The following is a 22,764-nucleotide window of genomic DNA, read 5'->3' on the forward strand; positions in this document are numbered from 1 at the left end:
GTCTGGGGTAAACTGGCCAACTTTTACAGCGCGGCCTGCGGCCGCCCCGGACTTACCGAGAATTCCATGCCAATCCGTCATTGCATCGTTCACCTGATCGACAAGAAGCCCGATGGCAGCCCCGCCGTGCTCCATGCACGGGATAGCGAACTGGCCGCATCGGATGCCATCGAAAACCTGCTGGCCGACCTCAACGACAGCTACAACGCCAAGCAAGGCAAGGCATGGGGCTTTTTCCACGGCGAGTCCGGTGCCTATCCACTCAGTGGTTGGCTCAAGCAGTACCTGGAAGCCGAAAAGGACTTCACGGCATTCAGCCGCTTGGCGGTCGAACATCTGCAAAAGCTGATGGAAGAGTCCAACCTCTCCACTGGTGGCCACATTCTGTTCGCCCACTATCAGCAAGGCATGACCGATTACCTGGCCATCGCCCTGCTGCACCACAGTGAAGGCGTAGCGGTGGATGCCGAGCTGGATGTGAAGCCCTCGCGCCACCTCGACCTTGGCCAACTGCACCTGGCGGCGCGCATCAACCTGTCGGAATGGAAGAACAACCAGAGCTCCAAGCAGTACATTTCGTTTATCAAAGGCAAGAACGGCAAGAAGGTCTCGGACTACTTCCGTGACTTCATCGGCTGCCAGGAAGGCGTCGACGGCCCGGGCGAAACACGCACCCTGCTCAAGGCCTTCAGCGACTTCGTGGAAAGCGAGGACTTGCCTGAAGAGTCCGCCCGCGAAAAGACCCAGACCCTGGTCGACTACGCCACCACTCAAACCAAATTGGGTGAGCCAGTTACCTTGGAAGAGCTTTCGAGCCTGATCGACGAAGACCGCCCAAAAGCGTTCTACGACCACATCCGCAACAAGGACTATGGCCTATCGCCGGAAATCCCCGCGGACAAACGCACGCTCAACCAGTTCCGCCGCTTCACCGGCCGCGCCGAGGGCCTGTCGATCAGTTTCGAGGCGCACCTGCTCGGTGACAGGGTGGAATACGACGAGGCCGCCGGCACCCTCATCATCAAAGGCCTGCCGACCACCTTGGTGGATCAGCTCAAGCGCCGCAAGGACTGATCACCCGCCATCATAGGAGGCAACCAGAGCCTCCTTGGCCGATTTGCGCAACTTCTTCACCAGGCGCTCCTGACGCAGTGCTTCGCCCTTGTCGGGCCACTGCTCGACATAAACCAGTGCCTGCGCGGGGCTGGTCTTGAAATAGCGGGCGCCCTGGCCTTTCTGGTGGGCCACGAACCGCCGCTGAGGGTCATCGCTGACACCGCAATACAGCGAGCCGTTGGCGGCCCGCACCAGGTAGACATACCAAGGCTTCACTACCTCAGGCGGTATATTTTCACTCACGACGCTCGCTCTTTTCATCATTAGCTTGATGGGCCCAATTCAAAAGGGCTTCATCATGTTTCCTACACTAACCCAATTGCTGGTCAGCGCCACGCTGTCGATTGCCGTGGCCAACGCCAATGCCTCTACCGGCACGCAAGTCGCCGCACAGATGCAGCGTAACCACGACTCGACCCCTACCCAATGTCAAGGCAATGCCGTACCCGCCCATGCCTGCTCAGGTGTGCTGCTGCGCAGTACCCGGCCCTCGCCCCAGTATCACACCTGGCATCACAGCCCCAACTCCAAAGCCAAAGGCGGCGTATCCTTCTCGTATCTGCGGGCAGATGTTCCAACCCTTCAATTGGCAGAAGATGGCCGCAGTGGATACACCTTGTATCCCCTGCTGCAACGACCAAAAGGCTCATTGCGGTACGAGCTGCTCTGCGCCTCGCCAACCGACAGTGACAGCTGGGAACGTGACAGGCACGGTTGTGGCAACAACCGCAAGACCGCAGACGTACAAATGGCCTGCCATGAACGAGGCATCCTAACCGCCGAGGATTGGATCGAACAGTTCAGAGAAAACCCGGACTACAAAGCTCAGTGCACATTCGACATACAACGGGAACGGGTGCCAGAACGCGCCGATGCTTTTTATCAGAGCCTGCGGGTCAAGCAGCTTTATGGCAACGAAATGCCCTACCCCTGGAACGAGGTGATCATACGCGCGTGGGATGAAGATCGCTCGAGCACCTTGCCGATTCAGTCGTTCTTCTACATCGAGGGACCGGGGGGAGCCTTGCAGCAGGCTCAGGCAGACCAGAAAGACTGGCACCGGACCAACGGCACCTTCATCCCGGTTATCCGCATCCGGCTACCCGCCACACTCCAAGAACGTGCTCAGTTCAGCTATCACGAAAGCGATCAGGCGGTGGCGCTGCCTTGACTGCGCTGAAACGCTCGCAAACCGTTGCACGCCTGCTGGCGCACCTTGTTCTGCAGCATCGGCGACCAGCCCAGCAGCAGCCCAGGTGCGCCCAAGGCCTGGCGTGACCAGCGCCACAGGTCGAAGCTGTCATCATGCTGGCAGATTTGCCCGTCGCGAATGACGAAACGCGCCTGAATATCATTGACCACGGTGCGGCCAGTCTGGCTGAACAGGTAGGTTGCAACCCAATGGGCGCACCCGCTGTGCAGGTCGGCCCGCACTTGGTCGAAGGTCAGCGAAAAGTCTTTGGCTCGGCTGGTCAGCATGCGCCACATATCACCCGCATCGCGGCCGCGCAGGGTACCGAACACCGGGTCGCTGAACACGATATCGTCGCTGTAGCAAGCCACCATGGCTTCTGCGTCCAAACGCTGAAAAGCCTGGTAGAAGCGGGTGATCAAAGCACAATTGGCATCGCTCATGGGCTTGTTGGTCCTTGCTCTGGGAAGCTGCACGATAATCCTCCCTGCCGGCATACGCCAGCAGGCGATCGCGCCAGATAAGCGCACCACAGGTGTCAGCGCTGCTCGCACGTCACCTGTACATGCAAGGCTCGCCCTGCCCCCAGCCCAAAGATGATCGCCCCAACGCCAAGCACGGCGAAGATCCAGCCCACTGCCGCCCAGCCACCGGTCAGGTCATGCACCAGGCCAACCGCGAACGGCCCCATGGACGCAACGGTGTACCCCACGCCCTGCGCCATACTGGAGAGGTTGGCCGCCACGTGGGCATCCCTGGAGCGCAGTACGATCAGCGTCAACGCCAAGGCGAAGGTACCGCCCTGGCCCAGCCCCAGCAGCACCGCCCAGCCCCACAGCCCACTGATCGGTGCATACAGGCAACCGAACAGCCCCGCCAGCGTGACCAGCATCACGATCACGATTGCCAGGCGTTGATCCTTGCCCCGCGTGGCCAACCAAGGTGCGCTCAGCGAGCTGACCAGTTGCACGATGACTGACCCAGAAAGCACCAGGCCGGCTTCAGTCGGGCTCAAGCCACGGCCAATGAGAATCGATGGTAACCAACCGAAGACGATATACGCGAGCGACGACTGCAGGCCCATATAGAGGGTCACCTGCCAAGCCAGCCGGTCACGCCACAGCCCGCGCACCCGGTAACTGACCTTGTGCAGGCCATAGCCCTGCCGCGCTTGTGGCAACCAAACAAGCATGGCCAGCAGCGCCGGAATCATCCAGAAGCCCAGGCCGAGGGCCCAGCTATCACCGAAATGCTGGGTCAACGGCACCGTCGCCCCCGCCGCCATGGCTGCGCCCAGGCACAGCGCCATGGTGTATACGCCAGTCAGGGTACCGGCGTGCTGCGGGAAGTCACGCTTGACGATCCCAGGCAAGAGCACGCCGATGATGCCGATGCTGGCCCCGGCCATCAGGCTACCGATGAATACACCGGCTACCCCCATGGCGCTACGCACCAGGATAGCCAATGCCAGCGTGAACAAAATGCCAAGGATCACCCGTTCGCTACCCAGGCGCCGTGCAAGTGCCGGTGCCAGGGGTGCGAACAGCCCCAGGCACAGTACCGGCAGCGTGGTCAGCAAGCCGGCCGCGGAGGCACTCAGGCCAAGGCCTGCCGTGACCTGGTTCAGCACTGGCGCCATGCTCGACAACGCCGGGCGCAGGTTCAACGCCACCAGCACCAGACCAAGCAGCAAGAGCCATGGGCGGTGCAAGGCTGGGGGCTGTTGCTGCACCTGCTCGTCATCGGCCTCGGCGTCGATCAGCAGTTCTTCCAGGTCGGTAGCGCGGGTAGGCGCCTCTCGGGTCGTTGGATCAGTCATGGGCAGTTTTGTCTTCAAGATTCGATAAGGGTCCGGCTGAGGGCCTTGGCCCGCTCCGGATCGCGTTGTTCGATGGCGTCGAGGATCTGCCCGTGCAGGTCGAAGGTCGCCTGACAGCGCGGCACGGTCGCCATGTTGTGTTGCAGCGCAGCGGCCACCACACCTGAAAAGTAACGGTACAGCTCGCTCAGGGCGGGATTGTGCGCGGCGTCGATCAAGCGCTGATGAAACACCAGGTCGCAGCTGACATAGGCGTCGATATCGCCGTGAAAGTGTTCGGCACTACCCGCCAGCGCCGCGCGTAATGCACGCAGGTCTTCGTCAGTGCGGCGTAACGCCGCCAGCCCGATGGCCTCAACCTCCAGAATGTGTCGTGTCTCGCGAGCCTGTTCAAAGGTGCAACGCGACATGGCCTGCACCGCTTGCAACGGATCCTGGCAGGTGCGCAGGTAGCTGCCATCACCTTGGCGCACTTCGACCAACCCACTGAATGCCAAGACCCGCATGGCCTCGCGTACAGTGTTGCGGCTGATGCCCATTTCCAGTGCCAACACCGGCTCGGTGGGCAGGCGCTGGCCCACTTGCCAGTGGCCTTGCAGGATGCGTTCGCGCATGCGCTCTACAGCCAGTTCGACCAGCGAGCGCTTTGCCAATTCGTGACTCATTCCATTCAACCAATCATCCGATGAATTAATCAAGCTTAGTCTTTCGCAGCATTGCCTGCCGGGAGCAGCCTAGCCCGCCCCCGGCAGGTGATCCTCAGTTCAGAGCATCAAGCAGTGCCTGATTCATCTCAGGGGTGCCAATGGTGATACGCAGGAACTGAGCAATGCGCGCTTGCTTGAAGTGACGCACGATCACACCCTGTTCACGCAGGCGAGCGGCCAGCTGCGCAGCATCCTGTTGCGGGTGGCGGGCAAAAATGAAGTTGGCCGCCGATGGCAGCACTTCAAAGCCTTTGGCCAGTAACTGCTCGACCAACGCTTCACGGCTCTCGATCACCTGGCGGCAGGTTTGCTCGAAGTAAGCCTGGTCTTCGAATGCTGCGGCTGCGCCGACGATCGCCATCCGGTCCAATGGGTAAGAGTTGAAGCTGTTCTTGATCCGCTCCAGTGCCTCGATCAAATCTGGATGCCCCACCGCCAGCCCAACCCGCAGCCCGGCCAAGGAGCGTGACTTGGAGAGGGTTTGGGTGACCAGCAAGTTATCGTAACGGTCCACCAGGCTGATGGCGGTTTCGCCACCGAAGTCAATGTAGGCCTCATCAACCACCACCACCGAATCGCGATTGGCCTGCAACAACTGCTCGATCGCCTGCAACGGCAGCAGGCAGCCAGTGGGTGCGTTAGGGTTGGGGAAGATGATCCCGGCGTTGGGCTTGGCATAGTCAGCGATGCGGATCTGGAATTGCTCATCCAGTGCCACTTGCTCAAAGCCTATGCCGTATAGGCCGCAGTAAACCGGATAGAAGCTGTAGCTGATGTCCGGGAACAGCAGCGGGCCGCGGTCGTGCTGGAACAGGCCGTGGAAAATGTGCGCCAGCACCTCGTCCGAGCCGTTACCGACAAACACTTGGGCGGTGGTGACGCCATAGTAGTCGGCAACCGCCTGCTTGAGCAGGTCGCTGTTCGGGTCCGGGTACAGGCGCAGGTTATCGTTCAATTCCCCGCGCATGGCTTCCAGCGCCTTGGGCGATGGGCCATAAGGGTTTTCGTTGGTATTCAGCTTCACCAGGCGGGCCATCTTGGGCTGCTCGCCGGGTACGTAAGGGACCAGTGCCTTGACGAAGGGGCTCCAGAATCGACTCATGTTCAGTTCCCCTTGCCTTGGGTCAGGATACGGTATTCGGCGCTGCGGGCGTGGGCGGTCAGCGACTCGCCACGGGCCAGAACCGAGGCGGTGTGGCCCAGTTCGGATGCACCTTGCTCGGAGCAGAAGATGATCGACGAGCGCTTCTGGAAGTCATACACCCCAAGCGGCGACGAGAATCGCGCAGTCCCGGAGGTCGGCAACACGTGGTTGGGGCCGGCGCAGTAATCGCCCAGCGCTTCGCTAGTGTGACGGCCCATGAAGATCGCGCCGGCATGGCGGATCTGCGGCAACCAGGCCTGTGGGTCAGCGACCGACAGCTCAAGGTGCTCAGGGGCGATGCGGTTGGCCACCTCGATGGCTTGCTGCATGTCACGCACCTGGATCAATGCGCCACGGCCGTTGACCGATTTTTCGATGATCTCGGCGCGCTCCATGGTCGGCAGCAGCTTATCGATGCTGGCGGCCACGCGGTCGAGGAACGCTGCGTCCGGGCTGACCAGAATGGCCTGGGCGTCCTCATCGTGCTCGGCCTGGGAGAACAGGTCCATCGCGATCCAGTCCGGGTCGGTCTGGCCGTCGCACACCACGAGGATTTCCGAAGGGCCAGCGATCATGTCGATGCCAACTTGGCCGAACACATGGCGCTTGGCAGTGGCGACGTAGATGTTGCCTGGGCCGACGATCTTGTCGACCTGCGGCACGCTTTCGGTGCCGTAGGCCAGCGCCGCGACGGCCTGTGCCCCACCAACGGTGAACACCCGGTCGACCCCGGCAATGCAGGCGGCAGCCAGCACCAGTTCGTTAACCTCACCGCGCGGGGTGGGCACCACCATCACCACTTCACCAACGCCTGCGACCTTGGCCGGAATGGCGTTCATCAGTACCGATGACGGGTAAGACGCCTTGCCGCCCGGCACGTAGAGGCCAGCACGGTCCAGCGGTGTGACCTTCTGGCCCAGCACGGTACCGTCAGCTTCGGTGTACTGCCAGGAGTCCTGTTTCTGCCGCTCGTGGTAAAGACGCACGCGAGTAGCGGCTTTTTCCAGCGCTTCGCGCTGAGCGTCAGTGATGCGGGTCAGGGCCAGTTCCAGGCGCTCACGGCCCAGGATCAGATCATCGATGGAATTGGCGTCAACACCGTCGAAACGCTGGGTGAACTCCACCAGCGCGGCGTCACCACGCTCACGCACGGCCTTGATGATGTCGAGCACGCGCTGGTTGACCGCGTCATCGGACACACTTTCCCAGCTCAGCAGATGATCCAGATGTCGGGCGAAATCCGGGTCAGCAGCGTTGAGACGGGCAATTGCAGTGGACACGGTCATGGCGAGGGCCTCGATTATTAGCGAATGCTCAGGCGCCCTAGGCTACCAGTCCATCCGCGCGGGCACCCGAGAAAAATGGCTATGACGCGGATAGACGGGCGCGGCAGCTAAGGCCGCGCGCAGAACTTAGCCGCGGTGTCGCGATTCGACCGCTTGGCGCAGCGTGTCGATCAGGCTCTGGATGCGGGCGTGCTGCATCTTCATCGATGCCTTGTTCACCACCAGGCGCGAACTGATGGTGGCGATCAGTTCCTGGGGCTCCAGGCCATTGGCACGCAAGGTATTGCCGGTATCTACCACGTCGATGATCTTGTCGGCCAGGTTGATCAGCGGTGCCAGCTCCATCGAGCCGTACAGCTTGATGATATCGACCTGGCGACCTTGCTCGGCGTAGTAACGCTTGGCTACGTTGACGAACTTGGTAGCAACGCGCAGACGCCCCTTGGGTTCGGGCGCACCGACCGCACCGGCGGTCATGAGCTTGCAGCGGGCAATCTGCAGGTCCAGCGGCTCGTACAGGCCTTGGCCGCCGTACTCCATCAGCACGTCTTTGCCAGCCACACCGAGATCGGCAGCGCCATGCTCGACGTAGGTCGGCACATCGGTAGCACGTACGATCAGCAGGCGCACGTCATCCTGAGTGGTGGGGATGATCAGCTTGCGGCTCTTGTCCGGGTTCTCGGTCGGCACGATACCGGCCTCGGCCAGCAATGGCAGGGTATCGTCGAGGATACGGCCTTTGGAAAGCGCGATGGTCAACATTGGAACGTCGGTCCTTAAGCGGCTACTGCCGGCCGGGCGACGCTCGCCCGACCGCATTCAATTCGAATGGCACATCCCTGTGCCAGCGGGCAACTAGCCCGGTACACGGCGGATTTTCGCGCCGAGCATCTGCAGTTTTTCTTCGATGCACTCGTATCCACGGTCGATGTGGTAGATACGGTCGATCAGCGTATCGCCTTCGGCGACCAGTGCCGACAGCACCAGGCTCGCAGAGGCGCGCAAGTCGGTGGCCATCACCGGGGCCCCTTTGAGGGCCGGTACACCGGTGACGATCGCGGTGTTGCCTTCGACCTGAATCTGCGCACCCATGCGGTGCATTTCGTACACGTGCATGAAGCGGTTTTCGAAGATCGTCTCGATCACGGCACCCGTGCCTTCGGCGATGGCGTTGAGCGAGATGAACTGCGCCTGCATGTCGGTTGGGAACGCCGGATACGGGGCGGTGCGCAGGTTGACGGCTTTCGGCCGCTTACCGTGCATGTCCAGCTCGATCCAGTCATCACCGGTGGTGAGGTCGGCGCCCGCTTCTTTGAGTTTTTCCAGCACTGCTTCAAGGATGGTCGGGTCGGTATCCTTGACCTTGACCCGGCCACCGGTCACGGCCGCAGCCACCAGGTAGGTGCCCGTCTCGATACGGTCGGGCATGACACGGTAGCTGGCCGAATGCAGGCGCTCGACGCCATCGATGGTGATGGTATCGGTACCTGCGCCCTGAACCTTGCCACCCATGGCATTGATGAAGTTGGCAAGGTCCACCACTTCAGGCTCGCGCGCGGCGTTCTGCAGCACGCTGCGGCCTTTGGCCAAGGCTGCGGCCATCATGATGTTCTCGGTACCGGTCACGCTGACGGTGTCGAAGAAGAAGTGCGCGCCGCGCAGGCCGCCTTCAGGCGCCTTGGCCTTGATATAGCCGCCTTCGACTTCGATGTTTGCGCCCATGGCCTCCAGGCCGCGGATATGCAGGTCGACGGGACGCGAGCCGATGGCGCAGCCACCAGGCAGTGCCACTTCAGCCTCACCGAAGCGAGCGACCATCGGGCCGAGCACCAGGATCGAGGCCCGCATGGTCTTGACCAGCTCGTAGGGGGCTACCAGGGTCTTGATGGTACGGGGGTCGATTTCCACCGCCAGCTTTTCGTCGATCACAGGCTCGATGCCCATGCGCCCGAACAGCTCGATCATGGTGGTGATGTCGTGCAGGTGCGGCAGGTTGCCGACGGTAACAGGGCCATCGGCCAGCAGGGTCGCCGCGAGGATCGGCAAGGCTGCGTTCTTCGCGCCGGAAATGCGGATCTCGCCGTCTAGACGAGCGCCGCCAGTAATAATCAGTTTGTCCATTGGAGTCTCGCCGCCACGTTGGCTCAGGTGCGCTCAGCCCAGGCTGCGCTGCTGAAAAATTTCATGGTTACCGCGTGGATGCTGCCATTGGCGATCCACGGATTCAGATGAGCGTAGATCGCCTGCTGACGTTTGACCGGGCTCAGGCCAGCCAACTCGTCGCTGATCACGTTCAACTGGAAGTTGCAGCCTTCGCCTTCAACTTCGACCCGGGACCCGGGCAATTTTTCTTCAAGGAAGCTCTTAACTTCTACGGCCTGCATGCTCAACCTCAATCGGCGCCCGATGCGCACGGGTCGGCCATCATACAAAAAAGCCCCTCGCCTGCGAAGCCCAACGAGAGGGCACGCGACCGAGGGGCCTCGCTTTACCACCAAAGCATCAGTTTGCCAGCACCTCGTCGAGGTCATAAACCCCGGCGATTTCGCGCATGTCTTCGGGCATCCCACGCACCTCGAAGGCCTTGCCGGCTGCCTGCGCGTCACGAATGAAGGCCAGCAGCAGCGACAGGCCGACGCTGGTCGAGCGCACCACCGCCGAGCAATCCAGCACCAGCCGGACCTCACGGCAACGCTCGATCAACGACTTGCCCTGCTTGCGCAGGGCCGGCCCGCTGCGGTAATCCAGCTCGCCAGCCAGGCGCAGCACGCCCGGCTCGGCCATGGTTACAGCGGCCTGGCTCATTTAACAGCCTTGTCTGGCGAGGTTTCGGCGGTCTGCTTGGCCTTGGCCACTTCGCCAGCCCAGCCATCGATGGTCTTGTCCAGGTCGTTGCCATTGCGCTGCATGGCATCGGCGAACTGATCGCGGAACAACTTACCGACGTTGATGCCGTTGACGATCACGTTACGTACCTTCCACTCGCCGCCGAGGTTTTCCAGGGTGTACTGCACCGGGTACACAGCACCGTTGTTGCCGGTGACCTTCATACCCACACTGGCGCGCTTGCCGTCGTCAGCCTTGGCCGGGTCGACGGTGATGCCCTGGTTGTTGTACTCCAGCAGCGCGTTGCCATAGAACTGCATCAGGCTGCGCTTGAAGTTCTCCTGAAAACGCTGCATCTGCTCGGGCGTTGCCTTGCGCGAATACTTGACGGTCATGATGCTTTTGGAAATGCCCTCGGCATCCACCACCGGCCCAAGGATGCGGTTCAGCGCGTCGTAGAAAGCGTTGGGGTTGGCTTTGTACTGCTCCTTGTTGGCCTTCAGGTCGCCCAGTAGCTCGTTGGTGGTGCTCTGCACCACCTCGTGCGGCGATTGCGCGGCCAGCGCCATCAGAGGGAAGGCCGCCAGCAATACCAGCAAGCCACGTCGCAGGATCGAAATCATGGATACTCCTTAATTAGCCGGTTGTGCTTCTTTAGGTTCCTTGCCAACGGAATTGAGCAGGAACTTGCCAATCAGATCTTCCAGCACCAGCGCCGACTGGGTGTCGTGGATGGTCGAGCCGTCTTTGAGCACCTCTTCTTCACCGCCCACACTGATGCCGATGTATTTCTCGCCAAGCAAACCGGCGGTCAGGATCGAGGCAGTGGAATCGGTCGGCAAATTGTTCACCGACTTGTCCAGCTGCAGCGTAACCCGGCCGGTGAAGGAATCACGGTCCAGATCGATGGCGGTGACCTTGCCGATGGTCACACCCGCCATGGTCACCTTAGCTCTGACAGTCAAACCGGCGATATTGTCGAAGTACGCATAAACTTTATAGGTATCGCTGGTCGGGCTGGCCGACAGCCCGCTGACACGCAGAGCCAGCAGCAGCAGCGCCAGGATCCCGGCCAGAAGGAACAGGCCGACACCGATTTCCAGGGTGCGGTTTTGCATCAGAAATCTCCAAACATCAAGGCGGTCAGAATAAAGTCCAGACCCAGCACTGCCAGCGAGGCGTAGACCACGGTCTTGGTGGTGGCACGGCTGATCCCCTCTGAGGTGGGTTCGCAGTCGTAGCCCTGGAAAACGGCAATCCAGGTAGTGACGAAGGCGAACACCAGGCTCTTGATCAGCCCATTGAGCACGTCGTCGGTAAAGGAAACGCTGTTCTGCATGTTGGCCCAGAACGAGCCTTCATAAACGCCCAGCCAGTCGACCGCCACCCAGGAGCCACCCCAGATGCCCACCACGCTGAAGATCAGCGCCAGCAGCGGCAACGAGATGAAACCCGCCCACAGGCGCGGTGCGACGATGTACTTGAGCGGGTCGACGCCGATCATTTCCAGGCTCGACAGTTGCTCGGTGGACTTCATGTTGCCGATTTCGGCAGTCAGCGCAGAACCTGCACGGCCGGCGAACAACAACGCAGTGACTACCGGGCCGAGCTCACGCAGCAGGGTCAGGGCAACCATCTGCCCCACCGCCTGCTCCGAGCCGTACTTGGTGAGGATGCTGTAGCCCTGCAGGGCCAGCACCATACCGATGAACATGCCGGAAACCACGACGATCGCCAGCGACAGCACGCCTACCGAGTACAGCTGCTTGGTCAGCAACTGGAAGCCGCCACCGATACCGCCACGGCCAATCAGCGCATGGAACAGGAACAGGCACGAGCGGCCGAGCACAGCCAGCACGTCGATCGCCGAACGCCCGAGCAGGCGAATACGTTCGATTAAGGATTTTCTGCGCATCAACGCGCCCCCAGCAGATCGGCGCGGTAGTCAGGCGCAGGAAAATGGAAGGGAACCGGGCCGTCCGGGTCGCCCTTCATGAATTGGCGAATGCGCGGGTTATCCGAGCCCATCAGTTCGTCAGGCGTGCCCTGGCCCAGCACCTGGCCATCACCGACCACATAGATGTAATCCGCGATACTGGCGGTTTCGGCAAGGTCGTGAGACACCACGATGCTGGTAATGCCCAAGGCATCGTTGAGCAGGCGGATCAGGCGCACAAGCACACCCATGGCGATCGGGTCCTGCCCGACGAACGGCTCATCATACATGAGGATCTGCGGGTCCAGAGCGATCGCCCGGGCCAGTGCCACACGGCGCTTCATACCACCCGAGAGCTCGTCCGGCATCAGGTCGATAGCCCCGCGCAGACCCACGGCCTGTAGCTTCATCAACACGATGTCGCGGATCATTTCGTCCGAAAGCTGGGTATGCACACGCAAGGGAAATGCGACGTTCTCGAACACATCGAGGTCGGTGAACAGCGCACCGCTCTGGAACAGCACGCCCATCTGCTTGCGCGCGTCGAACAGATCGCTGCGCGACAGGCTCGGCAGGTTCTGCCCGGCTACCCAGACCTCACCGCTCGAGGGCCTCAGCTGCGCGCCCATCAGGCGCAGCAGCGTGGTCTTGCCGCAACCCGACGGCCCCATGATCCCGGTGACTTTGCCACGCGGGATACGGATGTCGACATTGCTGAAAATGCTGCGCGAACCGCGCTTGAAGGTAACCCCCTTCAACTCGACCGCGTAGGCGCTATCCACACTCATCTAGACTCCTTGCTAGTGCAGCCTCGCACTCAGTGACGCCGGCCTTCATCGTGAAGACACATGCACTCGCGGCAGGCCGAATAGCGGCGAACTATAGCACCGCTGGGCATGCGCCCCAAGGCCATGAAACGTGTCATTCAGGGGTGCGACAGGGTTTGCAGACAATTGTTCAGACAATCGAGTGGGTGAGCCTTTCTTCCATTGCAGCTATAATCGCCGCCTTTTCATCAGGCAGTGCTTTCTACATGAGCCAATCCAACGAGCTGATCCAGTCCGCCCAGCGCACACTGCGCCTGGAACTCGAGGCCATACAAGGCCTGGCAACCAGCATCGACGCGAACTTCGTCAAGGCCTGCGAGCTGATCCTGGCCAGCACCGGGCGAGTGGTTGTAGTCGGCATGGGCAAATCGGGGCACATCGGCAACAAGATCGCCGCCACCCTGGCCAGCACTGGCACGCCTGCTTTCTTCGTGCACCCGGCCGAGGCCAGCCACGGCGACATGGGCATGATCACCCAGGACGATGTGATCCTGGCCTTGTCCAATTCCGGCAGCACGAGCGAAATCGTGACCCTGCTGCCGCTGATCAAGCGCCTTGGCATCAAGATGATCAGCCTTACCGGCAACCCGGACTCACCATTGGCCCAGGCTGCCGAGGTCAACCTTGATGCGCGGGTCGCCCACGAAGCCTGCCCGCTCAACCTGGCACCAACCTCCTCCACCACTGCCGCGCTGGTGCTGGGCGACGCCCTGGCCATCGCCCTGCTCGAAGCGCGCGGGTTCACCGCTGAAGATTTCGCCTTCTCGCACCCAGGCGGCGCCCTGGGCCGCCGCCTGCTGCTCAAGGTCGAGAACGTCATGCATGCGGGCGACGAGCTGCCACAGGTCAAGCGCGGTACACTGCTCAAGCATGCGCTGCTGGAAATGTCCCGCAAAGGCCTGGGCATGACCGTGGTGCTCGAGCAGGACGGCAGCCTGGCAGGGATTTTCACCGACGGCGACCTGCGCCGCAGCCTGGACCGCAACATCGACGTGCATACCGCGCTGATCGACGAAGTGATGACCGTACACGGCAAGACCGCCCGCGCCGAGATGCTCGCCGCCGAAGCGCTGAAGATCATGGAAGATCACAAGATCAGCGCCTTGGTGGTGGTCGACGGCAACGACCGACCGACCGGCGCTTTGAACATGCATGACCTGCTGCGCGCAGGGGTGATGTAACCGGGAGCGATGACGATGAACCAGAACCTGATGCAGCGTGGCAAGGCCATCAAACTCGCCGTGTTCGATGTGGACGGGGTGCTCACCGATGGGCGCTTGTATTTCCTCGAAGACGGCAGCGAATTCAAGACCTTCAACACCCTCGACGGCCATGGCATCAAGATGCTCATGGCATCGGGCGTGACCACCGCCATCATCAGCGGGCGCAAGACCCCGGTGGTCGAGCGCCGCGCCAGGAACCTCGGCATACCGCACCTGTACCAGGGCCGCGAGGACAAACTGGTGGTGCTCGACGGCCTGCTTGCCGAACTGGGCCTAAGCTATGAGCAGGTCGCCTACCTGGGCGACGACCTTCCGGACCTGCCGGTCATTCGCCGGGTTGGGTTGGGCATGGCAGTGGCCAATGCTGCACCTTTCGTGCGTCAGCACGCCCATGGCGTGACCGAGGCACTCGGCGGTGAAGGCGCCGCTCGCGAGTTCTGTGAACTGATCATGCAGGCCCAGGGCACCCTGGACGCTGCCAACGCCAACTACCTTTAAGGCTGCCCATGCTCAGCAAGAAAGCCCGCAACATCGCGCTGTTCGTGGTCATTGCCGCGCTGCTGGCGGCCGTCGGTTACTGGAATGTCAGCCCCGAGCGCTTCCTGGAAGAGCCAGCGGCGCAGGTCGACGAAAGCGCCATCGACTACTATGCGATCAACGCCCATAGCGTGCAGTTTCTGCCAGACGGCAAACTGCAGTACGAAATGACTGCCGACAAAGTCGAACACCTCAAGGCCAGCGAGGTCACTCTGGTGACCACGCCAGACCTGCACATGTACCGCGGTACCCAGTACCCATGGCATGTGCAGAGCGTTCGCGCCGAGGTCAACCCTGACGGCAGCGAAGTCGAACTGATCGATAACGTGCGCATTGCCCGCACCGACGAAAAACAGCGCGATACCATCATCACCAGCTCGCGCATGACCGTATTCCCACAGAAGCAATATGCGCAGACCGAGCAAGCCGTTAGAATCGACGGCGCCGGTGGCACAACCACAGGCAAGGGAATGAAAGCGTATTTGAAAGAAAGCAAGATCGACTTGCTCTCTAACGTAAGAGGACAGTATGAGGCTCGTTAAAACCCTCCCCCTTTTGCTCAGCCTGAGCGCAGCACTGGGAAGCGCGAGCGCCTTCGCCCTGCCGACCGACCGTGACCAGCCTATCCGTATCCAGGCCGACAACGCGCACCTGGACGACAAGCAAGGCGTGGCCACCTACACCGGCGATGTGATCATCACCCAGGGCTCGATGATGATCAAAGGCAACACCGTCACCATGACCCGCGCCGCCAATGGCGACATCGACGTGGTAACTTCGGTGGGCAACCTGGCGTATTTCGAACAGCAGCAGAGTACGGCCAAGCCCGACAAGATGAAGGGGTGGGCGGTGACCATCCAGTACCAGGCGCAGAAAGACACGGTTATCCTCACTGACCGCGCCAAGGTCGAAAACGAAGGCAACACCACCGAGGGCGAGAAGATCGTCTACAACACCAAGTCCCAGGTTGCGACCGCCGGTCGCGGTGGCAACGTGACTCAGCCACGTCAGCGCATCGACATGGTGATCCAGCCTAAGAAGAAGGCCGAGTAAATGGCAACCCTCAAAGCCCAGCATCTGGCCAAGAGCTACAAAGGCCGGCAAGTGGTACGTGATGTCAGCCTGTCGATCGACAGCGGGCAGATCGTCGGCCTGCTTGGCCCCAATGGCGCCGGCAAGACCACCTGCTTCTACATGATCGTGGGCCTGGTGCAGGCCGACCAGGGGCGCGTGCTGATCGACACCCTCGATGTCAGCCACCAGCCCATGCACGGGCGCGCCCGTGCAGGCATCGGCTATCTGCCGCAGGAAGCTTCGATCTTCCGCAAGCTGTCGGTGGCCGACAACATCATGGCCATCCTCGAGACCCGCAAGGACATCGACCGCGAGGGCCGGCGCAAAGAGCTGGAAAGCCTGCTCCAGGAATTCCACATCAGCCACATCCGCGACAACCTCGGCATGAGCCTGTCCGGCGGTGAACGCCGAAGGGTGGAAATCGCCCGCGCCCTGGCCACTGCGCCTAAGTTCATCCTGCTGGACGAACCGTTCGCCGGTGTAGACCCGATCTCCGTGGGCGACATCAAGCAGATCATTCATCACCTCAAAGCCAAGGGTATCGGGGTGCTGATCACCGACCACAACGTGCGTGAAACCCTGGATATCTGCGAGACCGCCTACATCGTCAATGACGGTCAACTGATCGCCGAGGGTGACGCCGAGACCATTCTGGCCAACGACTTGGTCAAAGAGGTTTACCTGGGTCACGAGTTCCGACTCTGACCGCAGGTTCTGCCTGGAGCACTGGCACTGTGCCCCAGTGGGGGCTTAAGTTGTTACAGCGCTCTAGGCAAACGCTACATTTTAAGGCATAAAACTTGCTTGATTTGGCGCCCCGGCGCCCTCGTGTAGTGGATGGCGCATGCGCGCCGGCGAACAAGGTATTAAGCCCCAGCCATGAAACCATCGCTCGTCCTAAAAATGGGCCAGCAACTGACGATGACCCCGCAGTTGCAACAGGCCATCCGTCTGCTTCAGCTCTCCACCCTGGACCTCCAACAGGAAATCCAGGAGGCGCTGGAATCCAACCCCATGCTCGAACGTCAGGAAGACGGCGACGATTTCGACAACAGCGACCCCATGGCGGACAACGCCGAGAACAAGCCGGCCGCCGAAGTTCAGGAGACTAGCTTCCAGGAAAGCACCAGCAGTGCCGAAAATCTGGAAGACGGAGAGTGGAACGAGCGAATCCCCAACGAGTTGCCGGTCGACACCGCCTGGGAAGATATCTACCAGACCAGCGCCAGCAGCCTGCCAAGCAATGATGACGACGAGTGGGATTTCACTACCCGAACATCGGCCGGCGAAAGCCTGCAGAGCCACCTGCTGTGGCAGCTGAACCTGGCCCCGATGTCCGATACTGACCGCCTGATAGCTGTCACGCTGATCGACAGCATCAATAACCAGGGCTACCTGGAAGATACCCTCGAAGAAATCTGCGCAGGCTTCGACCCAGAGCTGGACATCGAGCTCGACGAAGTCGAAGCAGTGCTGCACCGCATCCAGCAATTCGAACCGGCCGGCGTCGCTGCCCGCACGTTGGGCGAGTGCCTGCTGCTGCAATTGCGCCAACTGCCGGCCAGCACACCGTGGATGAGCGAAGCCCAGCGCCTGGTGACCGACTTCATAGACCTGCTCGGCAGCCGCGATTACAGCCAACTGATGCGCCGCATGAAGCTCAAGGAAGACGAGCTGCGTCAGGTGATAGAGCTGGTGCAGAGCCTCAACCCGCGCCCGGGCTCGCAGATCGAGTCGAGCGAGCCGGAATACGTGGTACCCGACGTGATCGTGCGCAAGGACAGCGAACGCTGGCTGGTGGAACTGAACCAGGAAGCCATCCCGCGCCTGCGCGTGAACCCGCAATACGCCGGCTTCGTGCGCCGCGCCGATACCAGCGCTGACAACACGTTCATGCGCAACCAGCTACAAGAGGCGCGCTGGTTCATCAAGAGTTTGCAAAGCCGCAACGAAACGCTGATGAAGGTCGCCACCCAGATCGTCGAGCATCAACGCGGGTTCCTCGACCACGGCGACGAAGCGATGAAACCGCTGGTCCTGCACGACATCGCCGAAGCAGTGGGCATGCACGAGTCGACCATTTCGCGGGTGACCACGCAGAAGTTCATGCACACCCCGCGCGGCATCTACGAACTGAAATACTTTTTCTCAAGCCACGTCAGCACCGCCGAAGGCGGAGAATGCTCGTCCACGGCTATCCGCGCGATCATCAAAAAACTGGTTGCGGCGGAAAATCAGAAAAAGCCATTGAGTGACAGCAAGATCGCTGGTTTACTGGAGGCACAAGGCATCCAGGTAGCCCGTCGCACCGTCGCCAAGTACCGCGAGTCTCTCGGCATCGCACCGTCGAGCGAGCGCAAGCGACTGATGTAGCGCCTGGTTGAGCCATAGCGTTTGTGGGGCAGGTGCAAGTCCTGCCTCTTTATGCACGGGCAACAAAGGAGAAGCTGTATGCAAGTCAATATCAGTGGACAGCATGTAGAAGTCACCCAGCCACTGCGTGAATATGTGCTCGAAAAGCTCGCTCGCGTGGAGAGTCACTTCGACAAGATCACCAACGTGCAGGTCATCATGAAAGTCGAGAAGCTGCAGCAAAAGGTCGAAGCGACCTTGCAGATTCCAGGCGGTGAAGTGGTTGCCAACGCCGAACACGAAGACATGTATGCAGCAATCGATGCCTTGGCCGACAAGCTCGACCGCCAACTGAAAAAACACAAGGAAAAACAGCAAAGCCTGCTGCAAGGTGCAGCCGCTCGCTGATCCCTCTCATCCATGATCCGACTTGAAACCATCCTGACCCCCGGCCGTTCCCTCGTGAACGTGCCGGGCGGCAGTAAGAAGCGCGCCCTGGAAAAGGTCGCCAACCTGATCGCCGAACAAGTTCCCGAACTTGAGATGCAAGACGTCTTCGAAAAGCTCATCGGTCGCGAAAAACTGGGTTCGACCGGCTTTGGCAATGGCATCGCCATCCCGCATTGCCGGCTTCCAGGCTGCTCTTCCCCGGTGAGTGCCTTGTTGCATCTGGATGCGCCCATCGACTATGACGCAATCGATGGCGCCCCGGTGGATCTGCTGTTCGTGCTGCTGGTGCCTGAGGCAGCCACCGACGCACACCTTGAGTTGCTGCGCCAGATCGCCAGCATGCTTGATCGCAAGGAGGTTCGCGATCGGCTGCGCGCCGCCGGCAGCAGCGAGGCCCTGTACCAGGTTGTCCTGGACGCACAAAACGAGCACTGAACATGCGCCTGATCATCGTCAGCGGCCGTTCCGGCTCCGGCAAGAGCACCGCCCTGGATGTGCTGGAAGACAATGGCTTCTATTGCATCGACAACCTACCTGCCGGCCTGTTACCGCAGCTGGCCGAAAATGCGCTGATCAACACCGAGTTACTGCAGCCGAAGGTGGCAGTGTCGATCGACGCGCGCAATCTGCCAAGCCACCTGTCCCGCTTCCCTGAACTGTTGGCCGATGCTCGTGGGCGTCACATTCAGTGCGATGTCTTGTATCTAGACGCCGACGAAGACACGTTGCTCAAGCGTTTCTCGGAAACCCGCCGCCGCCATCCACTGACCAATGCCGATCGCTCGCTGGCCGAAGCGATCCGGGTCGAAAGCGAGCTGCTTGGGCCTATCGCTGACCTTGCCGATCTGAAGATCGACACCACCAGCCTTAACCTCTATCAACTGCGCGACTCGATCAAACTGCGCCTGCTCAACCAACCGGAGCCGGGTACTGCATTTCTGGTCGAGTCATTTGGCTTCAAACGTGGGATGCCGGTCGATGCCGACCTGGTTTTCGACGTTCGCTGCCTACCCAACCCCTACTGGAAACCCGAGCTTCGCGAACACTCCGGCCTGGAACAACCGGTCATCGATTACCTGACCGCACAGCCAGACGTCGAAGAAATGTTCAGCGACATTTCCAGCTATCTGCTCAAATGGTTGCCACGCTTCGCGGCCAGCAACCGCGCCTATGTCACCATCGCCATTGGTTGCACCGGGGGCCATCATCGCTCGGTGTACATTACCGAGCGCCTGGGCCAACTGCTGCAGCAATCACTGAAAAACGTCCAGGTTCGCCACCGCGACCTCTAGCCCACAGGATCTACCGCACCATGCCCGCCCGCGAAATTACCATCATCAATAAGCTGGGCCTGCATGCCCGGGCGGCAGCCAAATTCGTCGGTGTGGCCGGCAAATACCCCTGCCAGGTCCGTGTCGGCCGTGCGCCTGACAAACTGGTCGACGGCAAGAGCATCATGGCGGTGATGATGCTGGCTGCAGGCAAAGGCACGCAGGTGCACCTGCACACCGAGGGTGAACAGGATAACGATGCGCTGGAAGCGTTGGTTGCACTGATCAACAACTACTTCGACGAAGGTGAGTGAAGTACCCGGGGCTTGCGACGTCCTGCAAGGGAACCTATCGTCTGGCGATCGGCATCGGGTATCCCGCCCCCCTGCTTACACACCAAGCAAACCTCGAGTACGTCATGGGCGATGATCGCGATCGGCTAAACGCCTAACCAGGCCATGCCCCGGGCCAGTAGTAACGCACTACCGGCTACCAGCAGCAATACACCCAACGCCAAGCGCAGCAGACGGACACCGCCAAGGGCCATCACTGTAGCGCGCATGCCAGGTCGCTTCACTTCAAGGCTTCGAGATAGCGGCGCTCCACTTGCGGCCAGTCAATCACGTTGTAGAACGCCCCTATGTATTCAGGCCTGCGATTTTGATACTTCAGGTAATAGGCGTGCTCCCACACATCAAGCCCGAGAATCGGCGTATTACCGTGCATCAGGGGGCTATCCTGATTACCGCTGCTCTCAACTATCAACGTGTTCTGTGGCGTTACGCTGAGCCACGCCCAGCCACTGCCGAACCGGGTCAGGGCGGCCTTGGTGAAGGCCTCCTGGAACGCTTGGTAACCCCCAAGCTCGGCGTCAATGGCACGGGCCAGCTGGCCTTGTGGCAACCCACCACCCTGGGCAGACATGATCGTCCAGAACAAGCTGTGGTTGACATGACCGCCGCCATGATTGGTGACCGCGCCGCGCAGGTTCTCGGGCAGTTGCTTGACCGCACCGACTAGCTTCTCGGCTGGCCATTGCGCCCACTCGGTGCCCTCGAGGGCGGCGTTCAGACCATTGACGTAAGTCTGGTGGTGCTTTGTATGGTGAATCTCCATGGTCTGCGCGTCGATGTGCGGTTCCAGGGCATCATAGGCGTAAGGCAAAGGTGGCAGGGTATGCAGCATATCAATGGACTCCTTTGTTAAGAGCAAGCGCACCGCTGCCTGACCCGCCAGCAAGCTTGCAGGCCCCAGCGCGGTGCCTGTGGCGTGTCAGATACCGCCGGCGGTCAGTTTTTCTGGGTCCAGCAACGCCTCGAGTTGATCGCGGGAGAGGTCGGTGTGTTCCAGCGCCACATCGATGATCGGGCGACCTTGCTGATAAGCAGACTTGGCGATTTCTGCGGCCTTGAGATAGCCGATGATGGGGTTCAGCGCGGTGACCAGGATCGGATTGCGAGCCAGGGCCTGCTTGAGCTGGGCTTCGTTGACCTTGAAACTGGCGATCGCCTTGTCCGCCAGCAGGCGGCTGGCATTGGCCATCAGCTCGATGCTTTCCAACAGGTTGCGAGCGATGACCGGCAGCATGACGTTGAGCTCGAAGTTACCCGACTGGCCTGCCACAGCGATGGTGGCGTCATTGCCGATCACCTGGGCGGCGACCATGGCAGTGGCTTCCGGGATTACCGGGTTGACCTTACCAGGCATGATCGAGGAGCCGGGCTGCAAGCCCTGCAATTCGATTTCACCCAGGCCAGCCAACGGGCCTGAATTCATCCAGCGCAGATCGTTGGCGATCTTCATCAACGCGACCGCAGTTGTCTTGAGTTGCCCTGAGAGGGCAACGACGGTGTCTTGGGAGCCAATCAGGGCGAACAGATTACGCCCAGGCGTGAATTCGACCTTGGCGATATCGCTCAACTGACGCGCGAACACCGCGGCGAACTGCGGATGGGCATTGATCCCTGTGCCTACGGCGGTGCCGCCTTGCGCTAGGGCCTGCAGGCTCGGCAAGGTTGCCTGGATATGCGCTTTCGCGCCGTTGATCTGTGCTGCCCAGCCATCAAGTACCTGGCTCATGCGCACTGGCATGGCATCCATCAGGTGAGTTCGGCCAGTTTTCACGTAGCGATGTACCTGCGCTGACTTGGCCTCGATCACTTCAATCAGATGACTCAACGCCGGCAACAGTTGCTCGTGCAAAGCTAGCGCCGCGCTGACGTGGATGGTGGTGGGAATGATGTCATTGCTGCTTTGGCCACAGTTGACATGGTCATTGGCATTGACCGGCTCCCCAAGGATGCGACTGGCCAGGGTAGCAATCACTTCGTTGGCATTCATGTTCGAACTAGTGCCGGAGCCGGTCTGGAACACATCCACCGGGAAGTGCTCAATGAAATCCTCTGCCAGCAGCTGCTCAACCGCCTGAACGATGGCCTGCCCCTGCCCCGGTGAGAGCTGCTGCAATTGCACGTTGGCCTTGGCTGCGGCGGCCTTGGCCAGCAATAGCGCGCGAATGAACTGGGCCGGCATTCGCTGGCCGCTGATCGGGAAGTTGTCGACCGCGCGCTGGGTTTGAGCGCCATACAGGGCTTTGGCCGGCACCTGCAGCTCGCCCATGCTGTCACGCTCGATACGGGTCTCAGTCATGTTCGAATCCTTGCATCAGTTCTTCGGGGGTAATCGAGGGCAGCAGTTGGCAGTTCGCCAACTGCATGGCATAGGGCTGCCACCGTAGATTCTGCTCGTGCCGGTCCAGCTTGCGCAGGTCGAGCAGCGGGCGCCAGGCCCGATCCAGGCACAGGCAGCGCCAGTGCCAAGGCAGCATGCGGTCGCAGGCGGTATCCAGCAGCAAGCGGAACGATGTCAATGCCACGGTCCATGGCGCAGTTTCGGTGCAGCACACCAGGTAGCGCCCTTCGGCCAGGTAGTGTTCGATCAGGCGCGGCTCGTTGGGTTCGAGGGCGCAGCGAATGCGCCGGCTGAGCCAGCGCCAGTTTTCCAG

Annotated in this window: 30 protein-coding genes; 12 read left to right on the forward strand and 18 right to left on the reverse strand. The window is 60.9% G+C overall.

The genetic code is table 11. The features are described 5' to 3' along the window. Positions 1 to 66: 66 nt before the first annotated feature. The gene (gene yejK / locus ACK59H_RS15590) at positions 67 to 1,074 is read left to right on the forward strand and encodes a nucleoid-associated protein YejK (protein WP_060478743.1); all 1,008 of its coding nucleotides are present in this window, start codon (positions 67 to 69) and stop codon (positions 1,072 to 1,074) included. Here the strand turns inward: yejK and ACK59H_RS15595 are convergent, their stop codons facing one another. After that, complete coding sequence (locus tag ACK59H_RS15595; RefSeq protein WP_155500278.1) at positions 1,075 to 1,377, reverse strand: GIY-YIG nuclease family protein; 303 nt, start codon at positions 1,375 to 1,377, stop codon at positions 1,075 to 1,077. A 37-nt stretch (positions 1,378 to 1,414) separates the two neighbouring features. Here ACK59H_RS15595 and ACK59H_RS15600 point away from each other — a divergent pair, with 37 nt between their 5' ends. Further along, on the forward strand, positions 1,415 to 2,287 hold the full coding sequence (locus ACK59H_RS15600) for a hypothetical protein (protein ID WP_155500279.1): 873 nt from the start codon (positions 1,415 to 1,417) through the stop codon (positions 2,285 to 2,287). Here the strand turns inward: ACK59H_RS15600 and ACK59H_RS15605 are convergent. From ACK59H_RS15605 to ACK59H_RS15665, 13 genes are all read right to left on the reverse strand, one after another. Next, positions 2,266 to 2,751 (reverse strand): nuclear transport factor 2 family protein, encoded by a 486-nt coding sequence (locus ACK59H_RS15605; RefSeq protein ID WP_060478746.1) that lies wholly within the window; start codon positions 2,749 to 2,751, stop codon positions 2,266 to 2,268. The two genes, ACK59H_RS15600 and ACK59H_RS15605, sit on opposite strands and share 22 nt — an antisense overlap. 95 nt (positions 2,752 to 2,846) lie before the next feature. Beyond that, positions 2,847 to 4,127 carry a CynX/NimT family MFS transporter gene (locus ACK59H_RS15610; protein WP_409264618.1) on the reverse strand — a complete coding sequence of 427 codons (1,281 nt, stop codon included), beginning with the start codon at positions 4,125 to 4,127 and terminating at the stop codon, positions 2,847 to 2,849. A gap of 14 nt (positions 4,128 to 4,141) precedes the next feature. Continuing rightward, positions 4,142 to 4,792: a FadR/GntR family transcriptional regulator gene (locus tag ACK59H_RS15615; protein WP_060478748.1), complete on the reverse strand. Its 651-nt coding sequence runs from the start codon at positions 4,790 to 4,792 to the stop codon at positions 4,142 to 4,144. A gap of 94 nt (positions 4,793 to 4,886) precedes the next feature. Then, the gene (gene hisC, locus ACK59H_RS15620; RefSeq protein WP_060478749.1) at positions 4,887 to 5,936 is read right to left on the reverse strand and encodes a histidinol-phosphate transaminase; all 1,050 of its coding nucleotides are present in this window, start codon (positions 5,934 to 5,936) and stop codon (positions 4,887 to 4,889) included. 2 nt (positions 5,937 to 5,938) lie between these two features. Next, complete coding sequence (gene hisD / locus ACK59H_RS15625; RefSeq protein WP_060478750.1) at positions 5,939 to 7,264, reverse strand: histidinol dehydrogenase; 1,326 nt, start codon at positions 7,262 to 7,264, stop codon at positions 5,939 to 5,941. 126 nt (positions 7,265 to 7,390) lie between these two features. Then, positions 7,391 to 8,026, reverse strand: a complete 636-nt coding sequence (hisG, locus tag ACK59H_RS15630) for an ATP phosphoribosyltransferase (RefSeq protein ID WP_060478751.1) — start codon at positions 8,024 to 8,026, stop codon at positions 7,391 to 7,393. A gap of 93 nt (positions 8,027 to 8,119) precedes the next feature. Next, positions 8,120 to 9,385 carry a UDP-N-acetylglucosamine 1-carboxyvinyltransferase gene (murA, locus tag ACK59H_RS15635; RefSeq protein ID WP_060478752.1) on the reverse strand — a complete coding sequence of 422 codons (1,266 nt, stop codon included), beginning with the start codon at positions 9,383 to 9,385 and terminating at the stop codon, positions 8,120 to 8,122. A 23-nt stretch (positions 9,386 to 9,408) separates the two neighbouring features. Next, positions 9,409 to 9,648 (reverse strand): BolA family protein, encoded by a 240-nt coding sequence (locus ACK59H_RS15640; protein ID WP_003255121.1) that lies wholly within the window; start codon positions 9,646 to 9,648, stop codon positions 9,409 to 9,411. A 118-nt stretch (positions 9,649 to 9,766) separates the two neighbouring features. Beyond that, positions 9,767 to 10,069, reverse strand: coding sequence for an STAS domain-containing protein (locus ACK59H_RS15645; RefSeq protein WP_060478753.1), 303 nt, complete (start codon positions 10,067 to 10,069; stop codon positions 9,767 to 9,769). After that, on the reverse strand, positions 10,066 to 10,713 hold the full coding sequence (locus ACK59H_RS15650) for a phospholipid-binding protein MlaC (protein WP_060478754.1): 648 nt from the start codon (positions 10,711 to 10,713) through the stop codon (positions 10,066 to 10,068). The genes ACK59H_RS15645 and ACK59H_RS15650 overlap by 4 nt, the downstream gene beginning before the upstream one ends. Before the next feature lie 9 nt (positions 10,714 to 10,722). Then, entirely contained in the window at positions 10,723 to 11,208 is a 486-nt protein-coding gene (gene mlaD, locus ACK59H_RS15655) for an outer membrane lipid asymmetry maintenance protein MlaD (protein WP_060478755.1), read from the reverse strand. Beyond that, on the reverse strand, positions 11,208 to 12,005 hold the full coding sequence (gene mlaE, locus ACK59H_RS15660; protein WP_186477697.1) for a lipid asymmetry maintenance ABC transporter permease subunit MlaE: 798 nt from the start codon (positions 12,003 to 12,005) through the stop codon (positions 11,208 to 11,210). Before mlaE ends, mlaD begins: the two co-directional genes overlap by 1 nt. Further along, complete coding sequence (locus tag ACK59H_RS15665; protein WP_043213285.1) at positions 12,005 to 12,814, reverse strand: ATP-binding cassette domain-containing protein; 810 nt, start codon at positions 12,812 to 12,814, stop codon at positions 12,005 to 12,007. Before ACK59H_RS15665 ends, mlaE begins: the two co-directional genes overlap by 1 nt. Before the next feature lie 245 nt (positions 12,815 to 13,059). On the opposite strand from ACK59H_RS15665, the gene ACK59H_RS15670 reads away from it, so the two are divergent. The 10 genes from ACK59H_RS15670 to ACK59H_RS15715 all read left to right on the forward strand — a co-directional run bounded on the left by ACK59H_RS15670 (position 13,060) and on the right by ACK59H_RS15715 (position 20,074). Then, positions 13,060 to 14,034 carry a KpsF/GutQ family sugar-phosphate isomerase gene (locus tag ACK59H_RS15670; RefSeq protein WP_060478757.1) on the forward strand — a complete coding sequence of 325 codons (975 nt, stop codon included), beginning with the start codon at positions 13,060 to 13,062 and terminating at the stop codon, positions 14,032 to 14,034. 15 nt (positions 14,035 to 14,049) lie between these two features. Continuing rightward, the gene (locus ACK59H_RS15675) at positions 14,050 to 14,574 is read left to right on the forward strand and encodes an HAD family hydrolase (protein WP_060478758.1); all 525 of its coding nucleotides are present in this window, start codon (positions 14,050 to 14,052) and stop codon (positions 14,572 to 14,574) included. An 8-nt stretch (positions 14,575 to 14,582) separates the two neighbouring features. Then, positions 14,583 to 15,155 (forward strand): LPS export ABC transporter periplasmic protein LptC, encoded by a 573-nt coding sequence (lptC, locus tag ACK59H_RS15680; RefSeq protein ID WP_060478759.1) that lies wholly within the window; start codon positions 14,583 to 14,585, stop codon positions 15,153 to 15,155. After that, positions 15,142 to 15,666 carry a lipopolysaccharide transport periplasmic protein LptA gene (lptA, locus tag ACK59H_RS15685; protein WP_008092470.1) on the forward strand — a complete coding sequence of 175 codons (525 nt, stop codon included), beginning with the start codon at positions 15,142 to 15,144 and terminating at the stop codon, positions 15,664 to 15,666. Before lptC ends, lptA begins: the two co-directional genes overlap by 14 nt. Then, positions 15,667 to 16,392, forward strand: a complete 726-nt coding sequence (lptB, locus tag ACK59H_RS15690; protein WP_060478760.1) for an LPS export ABC transporter ATP-binding protein — start codon at positions 15,667 to 15,669, stop codon at positions 16,390 to 16,392. 174 nt (positions 16,393 to 16,566) lie between these two features. After that, positions 16,567 to 18,060 (forward strand): RNA polymerase factor sigma-54, encoded by a 1,494-nt coding sequence (locus ACK59H_RS15695; RefSeq protein ID WP_060478761.1) that lies wholly within the window; start codon positions 16,567 to 16,569, stop codon positions 18,058 to 18,060. Between the two features lie 78 nt (positions 18,061 to 18,138). After that, positions 18,139 to 18,447 (forward strand): ribosome hibernation-promoting factor, HPF/YfiA family, encoded by a 309-nt coding sequence (hpf, locus tag ACK59H_RS15700; protein ID WP_060478762.1) that lies wholly within the window; start codon positions 18,139 to 18,141, stop codon positions 18,445 to 18,447. A gap of 12 nt (positions 18,448 to 18,459) precedes the next feature. Then, positions 18,460 to 18,924, forward strand: a complete 465-nt coding sequence (gene ptsN / locus ACK59H_RS15705) for a PTS IIA-like nitrogen regulatory protein PtsN (RefSeq protein ID WP_060478763.1) — start codon at positions 18,460 to 18,462, stop codon at positions 18,922 to 18,924. Positions 18,925 to 18,926: 2 nt separating this feature from the next. Further along, the gene (gene rapZ / locus ACK59H_RS15710) at positions 18,927 to 19,781 is read left to right on the forward strand and encodes an RNase adapter RapZ (RefSeq protein ID WP_060478764.1); all 855 of its coding nucleotides are present in this window, start codon (positions 18,927 to 18,929) and stop codon (positions 19,779 to 19,781) included. Positions 19,782 to 19,801: 20 nt separating this feature from the next. Further along, positions 19,802 to 20,074 carry an HPr family phosphocarrier protein gene (locus ACK59H_RS15715; protein ID WP_060478765.1) on the forward strand — a complete coding sequence of 91 codons (273 nt, stop codon included), beginning with the start codon at positions 19,802 to 19,804 and terminating at the stop codon, positions 20,072 to 20,074. A gap of 125 nt (positions 20,075 to 20,199) precedes the next feature. Here ACK59H_RS15715 and ACK59H_RS15720 read toward each other — a convergent pair whose 3' ends face one another. The 4 genes from ACK59H_RS15720 to ACK59H_RS15735 form a co-directional block, all read right to left on the reverse strand. Further along, positions 20,200 to 20,322: a hypothetical protein gene (locus ACK59H_RS15720; protein ID WP_261744066.1), complete on the reverse strand. Its 123-nt coding sequence runs from the start codon at positions 20,320 to 20,322 to the stop codon at positions 20,200 to 20,202. An 11-nt stretch (positions 20,323 to 20,333) separates the two neighbouring features. Further along, positions 20,334 to 20,945, reverse strand: a complete 612-nt coding sequence (locus ACK59H_RS15725; RefSeq protein WP_060478766.1) for a superoxide dismutase — start codon at positions 20,943 to 20,945, stop codon at positions 20,334 to 20,336. A gap of 87 nt (positions 20,946 to 21,032) precedes the next feature. Continuing rightward, positions 21,033 to 22,409 carry a class II fumarate hydratase gene (locus tag ACK59H_RS15730; protein WP_060478767.1) on the reverse strand — a complete coding sequence of 459 codons (1,377 nt, stop codon included), beginning with the start codon at positions 22,407 to 22,409 and terminating at the stop codon, positions 21,033 to 21,035. Then, positions 22,402 to 22,764: FagA protein (locus ACK59H_RS15735; protein WP_409264619.1), on the reverse strand; the 363-nt coding region annotated here is incomplete at its 5' end. The genes ACK59H_RS15730 and ACK59H_RS15735, both read right to left, overlap by 8 nt.

Origin of the sequence: Pseudomonas sp. KCJK9000, from assembly GCF_046230725.1 — a bacterium.
Classification (GTDB): Bacteria; Pseudomonadota; Gammaproteobacteria; order Pseudomonadales; family Pseudomonadaceae; genus Aquipseudomonas; species Aquipseudomonas promysalinigenes.

Bases quoted from the DNA above. Each gene is read 5' to 3' on its own strand.
- yejK (WP_060478743.1), top strand. From the start codon at position 67: ATGCCAATCCGTCATTGCATCGTTCACCTGATCGACAAGAAGCCCGAT.
- ACK59H_RS15595 (WP_155500278.1), bottom strand. From the start codon at position 1,377: ATGAAAAGAGCGAGCGTCGTGAGTGAAAATATACCGCCTGAGGTAGTG.
- ACK59H_RS15600 (WP_155500279.1), top strand. From the start codon at position 1,415: ATGTTTCCTACACTAACCCAATTGCTGGTCAGCGCCACGCTGTCGATT.
- ACK59H_RS15605 (WP_060478746.1), bottom strand. From the start codon at position 2,751: ATGAGCGATGCCAATTGTGCTTTGATCACCCGCTTCTACCAGGCTTTT.
- ACK59H_RS15610 (WP_409264618.1), bottom strand. From the start codon at position 4,127: ATGACTGATCCAACGACCCGAGAGGCGCCTACCCGCGCTACCGACCTG.
- ACK59H_RS15615 (WP_060478748.1), bottom strand. From the start codon at position 4,792: ATGAGTCACGAATTGGCAAAGCGCTCGCTGGTCGAACTGGCTGTAGAG.
- hisC (WP_060478749.1), bottom strand. From the start codon at position 5,936: ATGAGTCGATTCTGGAGCCCCTTCGTCAAGGCACTGGTCCCTTACGTA.
- hisD (WP_060478750.1), bottom strand. From the start codon at position 7,264: ATGACCGTGTCCACTGCAATTGCCCGTCTCAACGCTGCTGACCCGGAT.
- hisG (WP_060478751.1), bottom strand. From the start codon at position 8,026: ATGTTGACCATCGCGCTTTCCAAAGGCCGTATCCTCGACGATACCCTG.
- murA (WP_060478752.1), bottom strand. From the start codon at position 9,385: ATGGACAAACTGATTATTACTGGCGGCGCTCGTCTAGACGGCGAGATC.
- ACK59H_RS15640 (WP_003255121.1), bottom strand. From the start codon at position 9,648: ATGCAGGCCGTAGAAGTTAAGAGCTTCCTTGAAGAAAAATTGCCCGGG.
- ACK59H_RS15645 (WP_060478753.1), bottom strand. From the start codon at position 10,069: ATGAGCCAGGCCGCTGTAACCATGGCCGAGCCGGGCGTGCTGCGCCTG.
- ACK59H_RS15650 (WP_060478754.1), bottom strand. From the start codon at position 10,713: ATGATTTCGATCCTGCGACGTGGCTTGCTGGTATTGCTGGCGGCCTTC.
- mlaD (WP_060478755.1), bottom strand. From the start codon at position 11,208: ATGCAAAACCGCACCCTGGAAATCGGTGTCGGCCTGTTCCTTCTGGCC.
- mlaE (WP_186477697.1), bottom strand. From the start codon at position 12,005: ATGCGCAGAAAATCCTTAATCGAACGTATTCGCCTGCTCGGGCGTTCG.
- ACK59H_RS15665 (WP_043213285.1), bottom strand. From the start codon at position 12,814: ATGAGTGTGGATAGCGCCTACGCGGTCGAGTTGAAGGGGGTTACCTTC.
- ACK59H_RS15670 (WP_060478757.1), top strand. From the start codon at position 13,060: ATGAGCCAATCCAACGAGCTGATCCAGTCCGCCCAGCGCACACTGCGC.
- ACK59H_RS15675 (WP_060478758.1), top strand. From the start codon at position 14,050: ATGAACCAGAACCTGATGCAGCGTGGCAAGGCCATCAAACTCGCCGTG.
- lptC (WP_060478759.1), top strand. From the start codon at position 14,583: ATGCTCAGCAAGAAAGCCCGCAACATCGCGCTGTTCGTGGTCATTGCC.
- lptA (WP_008092470.1), top strand. From the start codon at position 15,142: ATGAGGCTCGTTAAAACCCTCCCCCTTTTGCTCAGCCTGAGCGCAGCA.
- lptB (WP_060478760.1), top strand. From the start codon at position 15,667: ATGGCAACCCTCAAAGCCCAGCATCTGGCCAAGAGCTACAAAGGCCGG.
- ACK59H_RS15695 (WP_060478761.1), top strand. From the start codon at position 16,567: ATGAAACCATCGCTCGTCCTAAAAATGGGCCAGCAACTGACGATGACC.
- hpf (WP_060478762.1), top strand. From the start codon at position 18,139: ATGCAAGTCAATATCAGTGGACAGCATGTAGAAGTCACCCAGCCACTG.
- ptsN (WP_060478763.1), top strand. From the start codon at position 18,460: ATGATCCGACTTGAAACCATCCTGACCCCCGGCCGTTCCCTCGTGAAC.
- rapZ (WP_060478764.1), top strand. From the start codon at position 18,927: ATGCGCCTGATCATCGTCAGCGGCCGTTCCGGCTCCGGCAAGAGCACC.
- ACK59H_RS15715 (WP_060478765.1), top strand. From the start codon at position 19,802: ATGCCCGCCCGCGAAATTACCATCATCAATAAGCTGGGCCTGCATGCC.
- ACK59H_RS15720 (WP_261744066.1), bottom strand. From the start codon at position 20,322: ATGCGCGCTACAGTGATGGCCCTTGGCGGTGTCCGTCTGCTGCGCTTG.
- ACK59H_RS15725 (WP_060478766.1), bottom strand. From the start codon at position 20,945: ATGCTGCATACCCTGCCACCTTTGCCTTACGCCTATGATGCCCTGGAA.
- ACK59H_RS15730 (WP_060478767.1), bottom strand. From the start codon at position 22,409: ATGACTGAGACCCGTATCGAGCGTGACAGCATGGGCGAGCTGCAGGTG.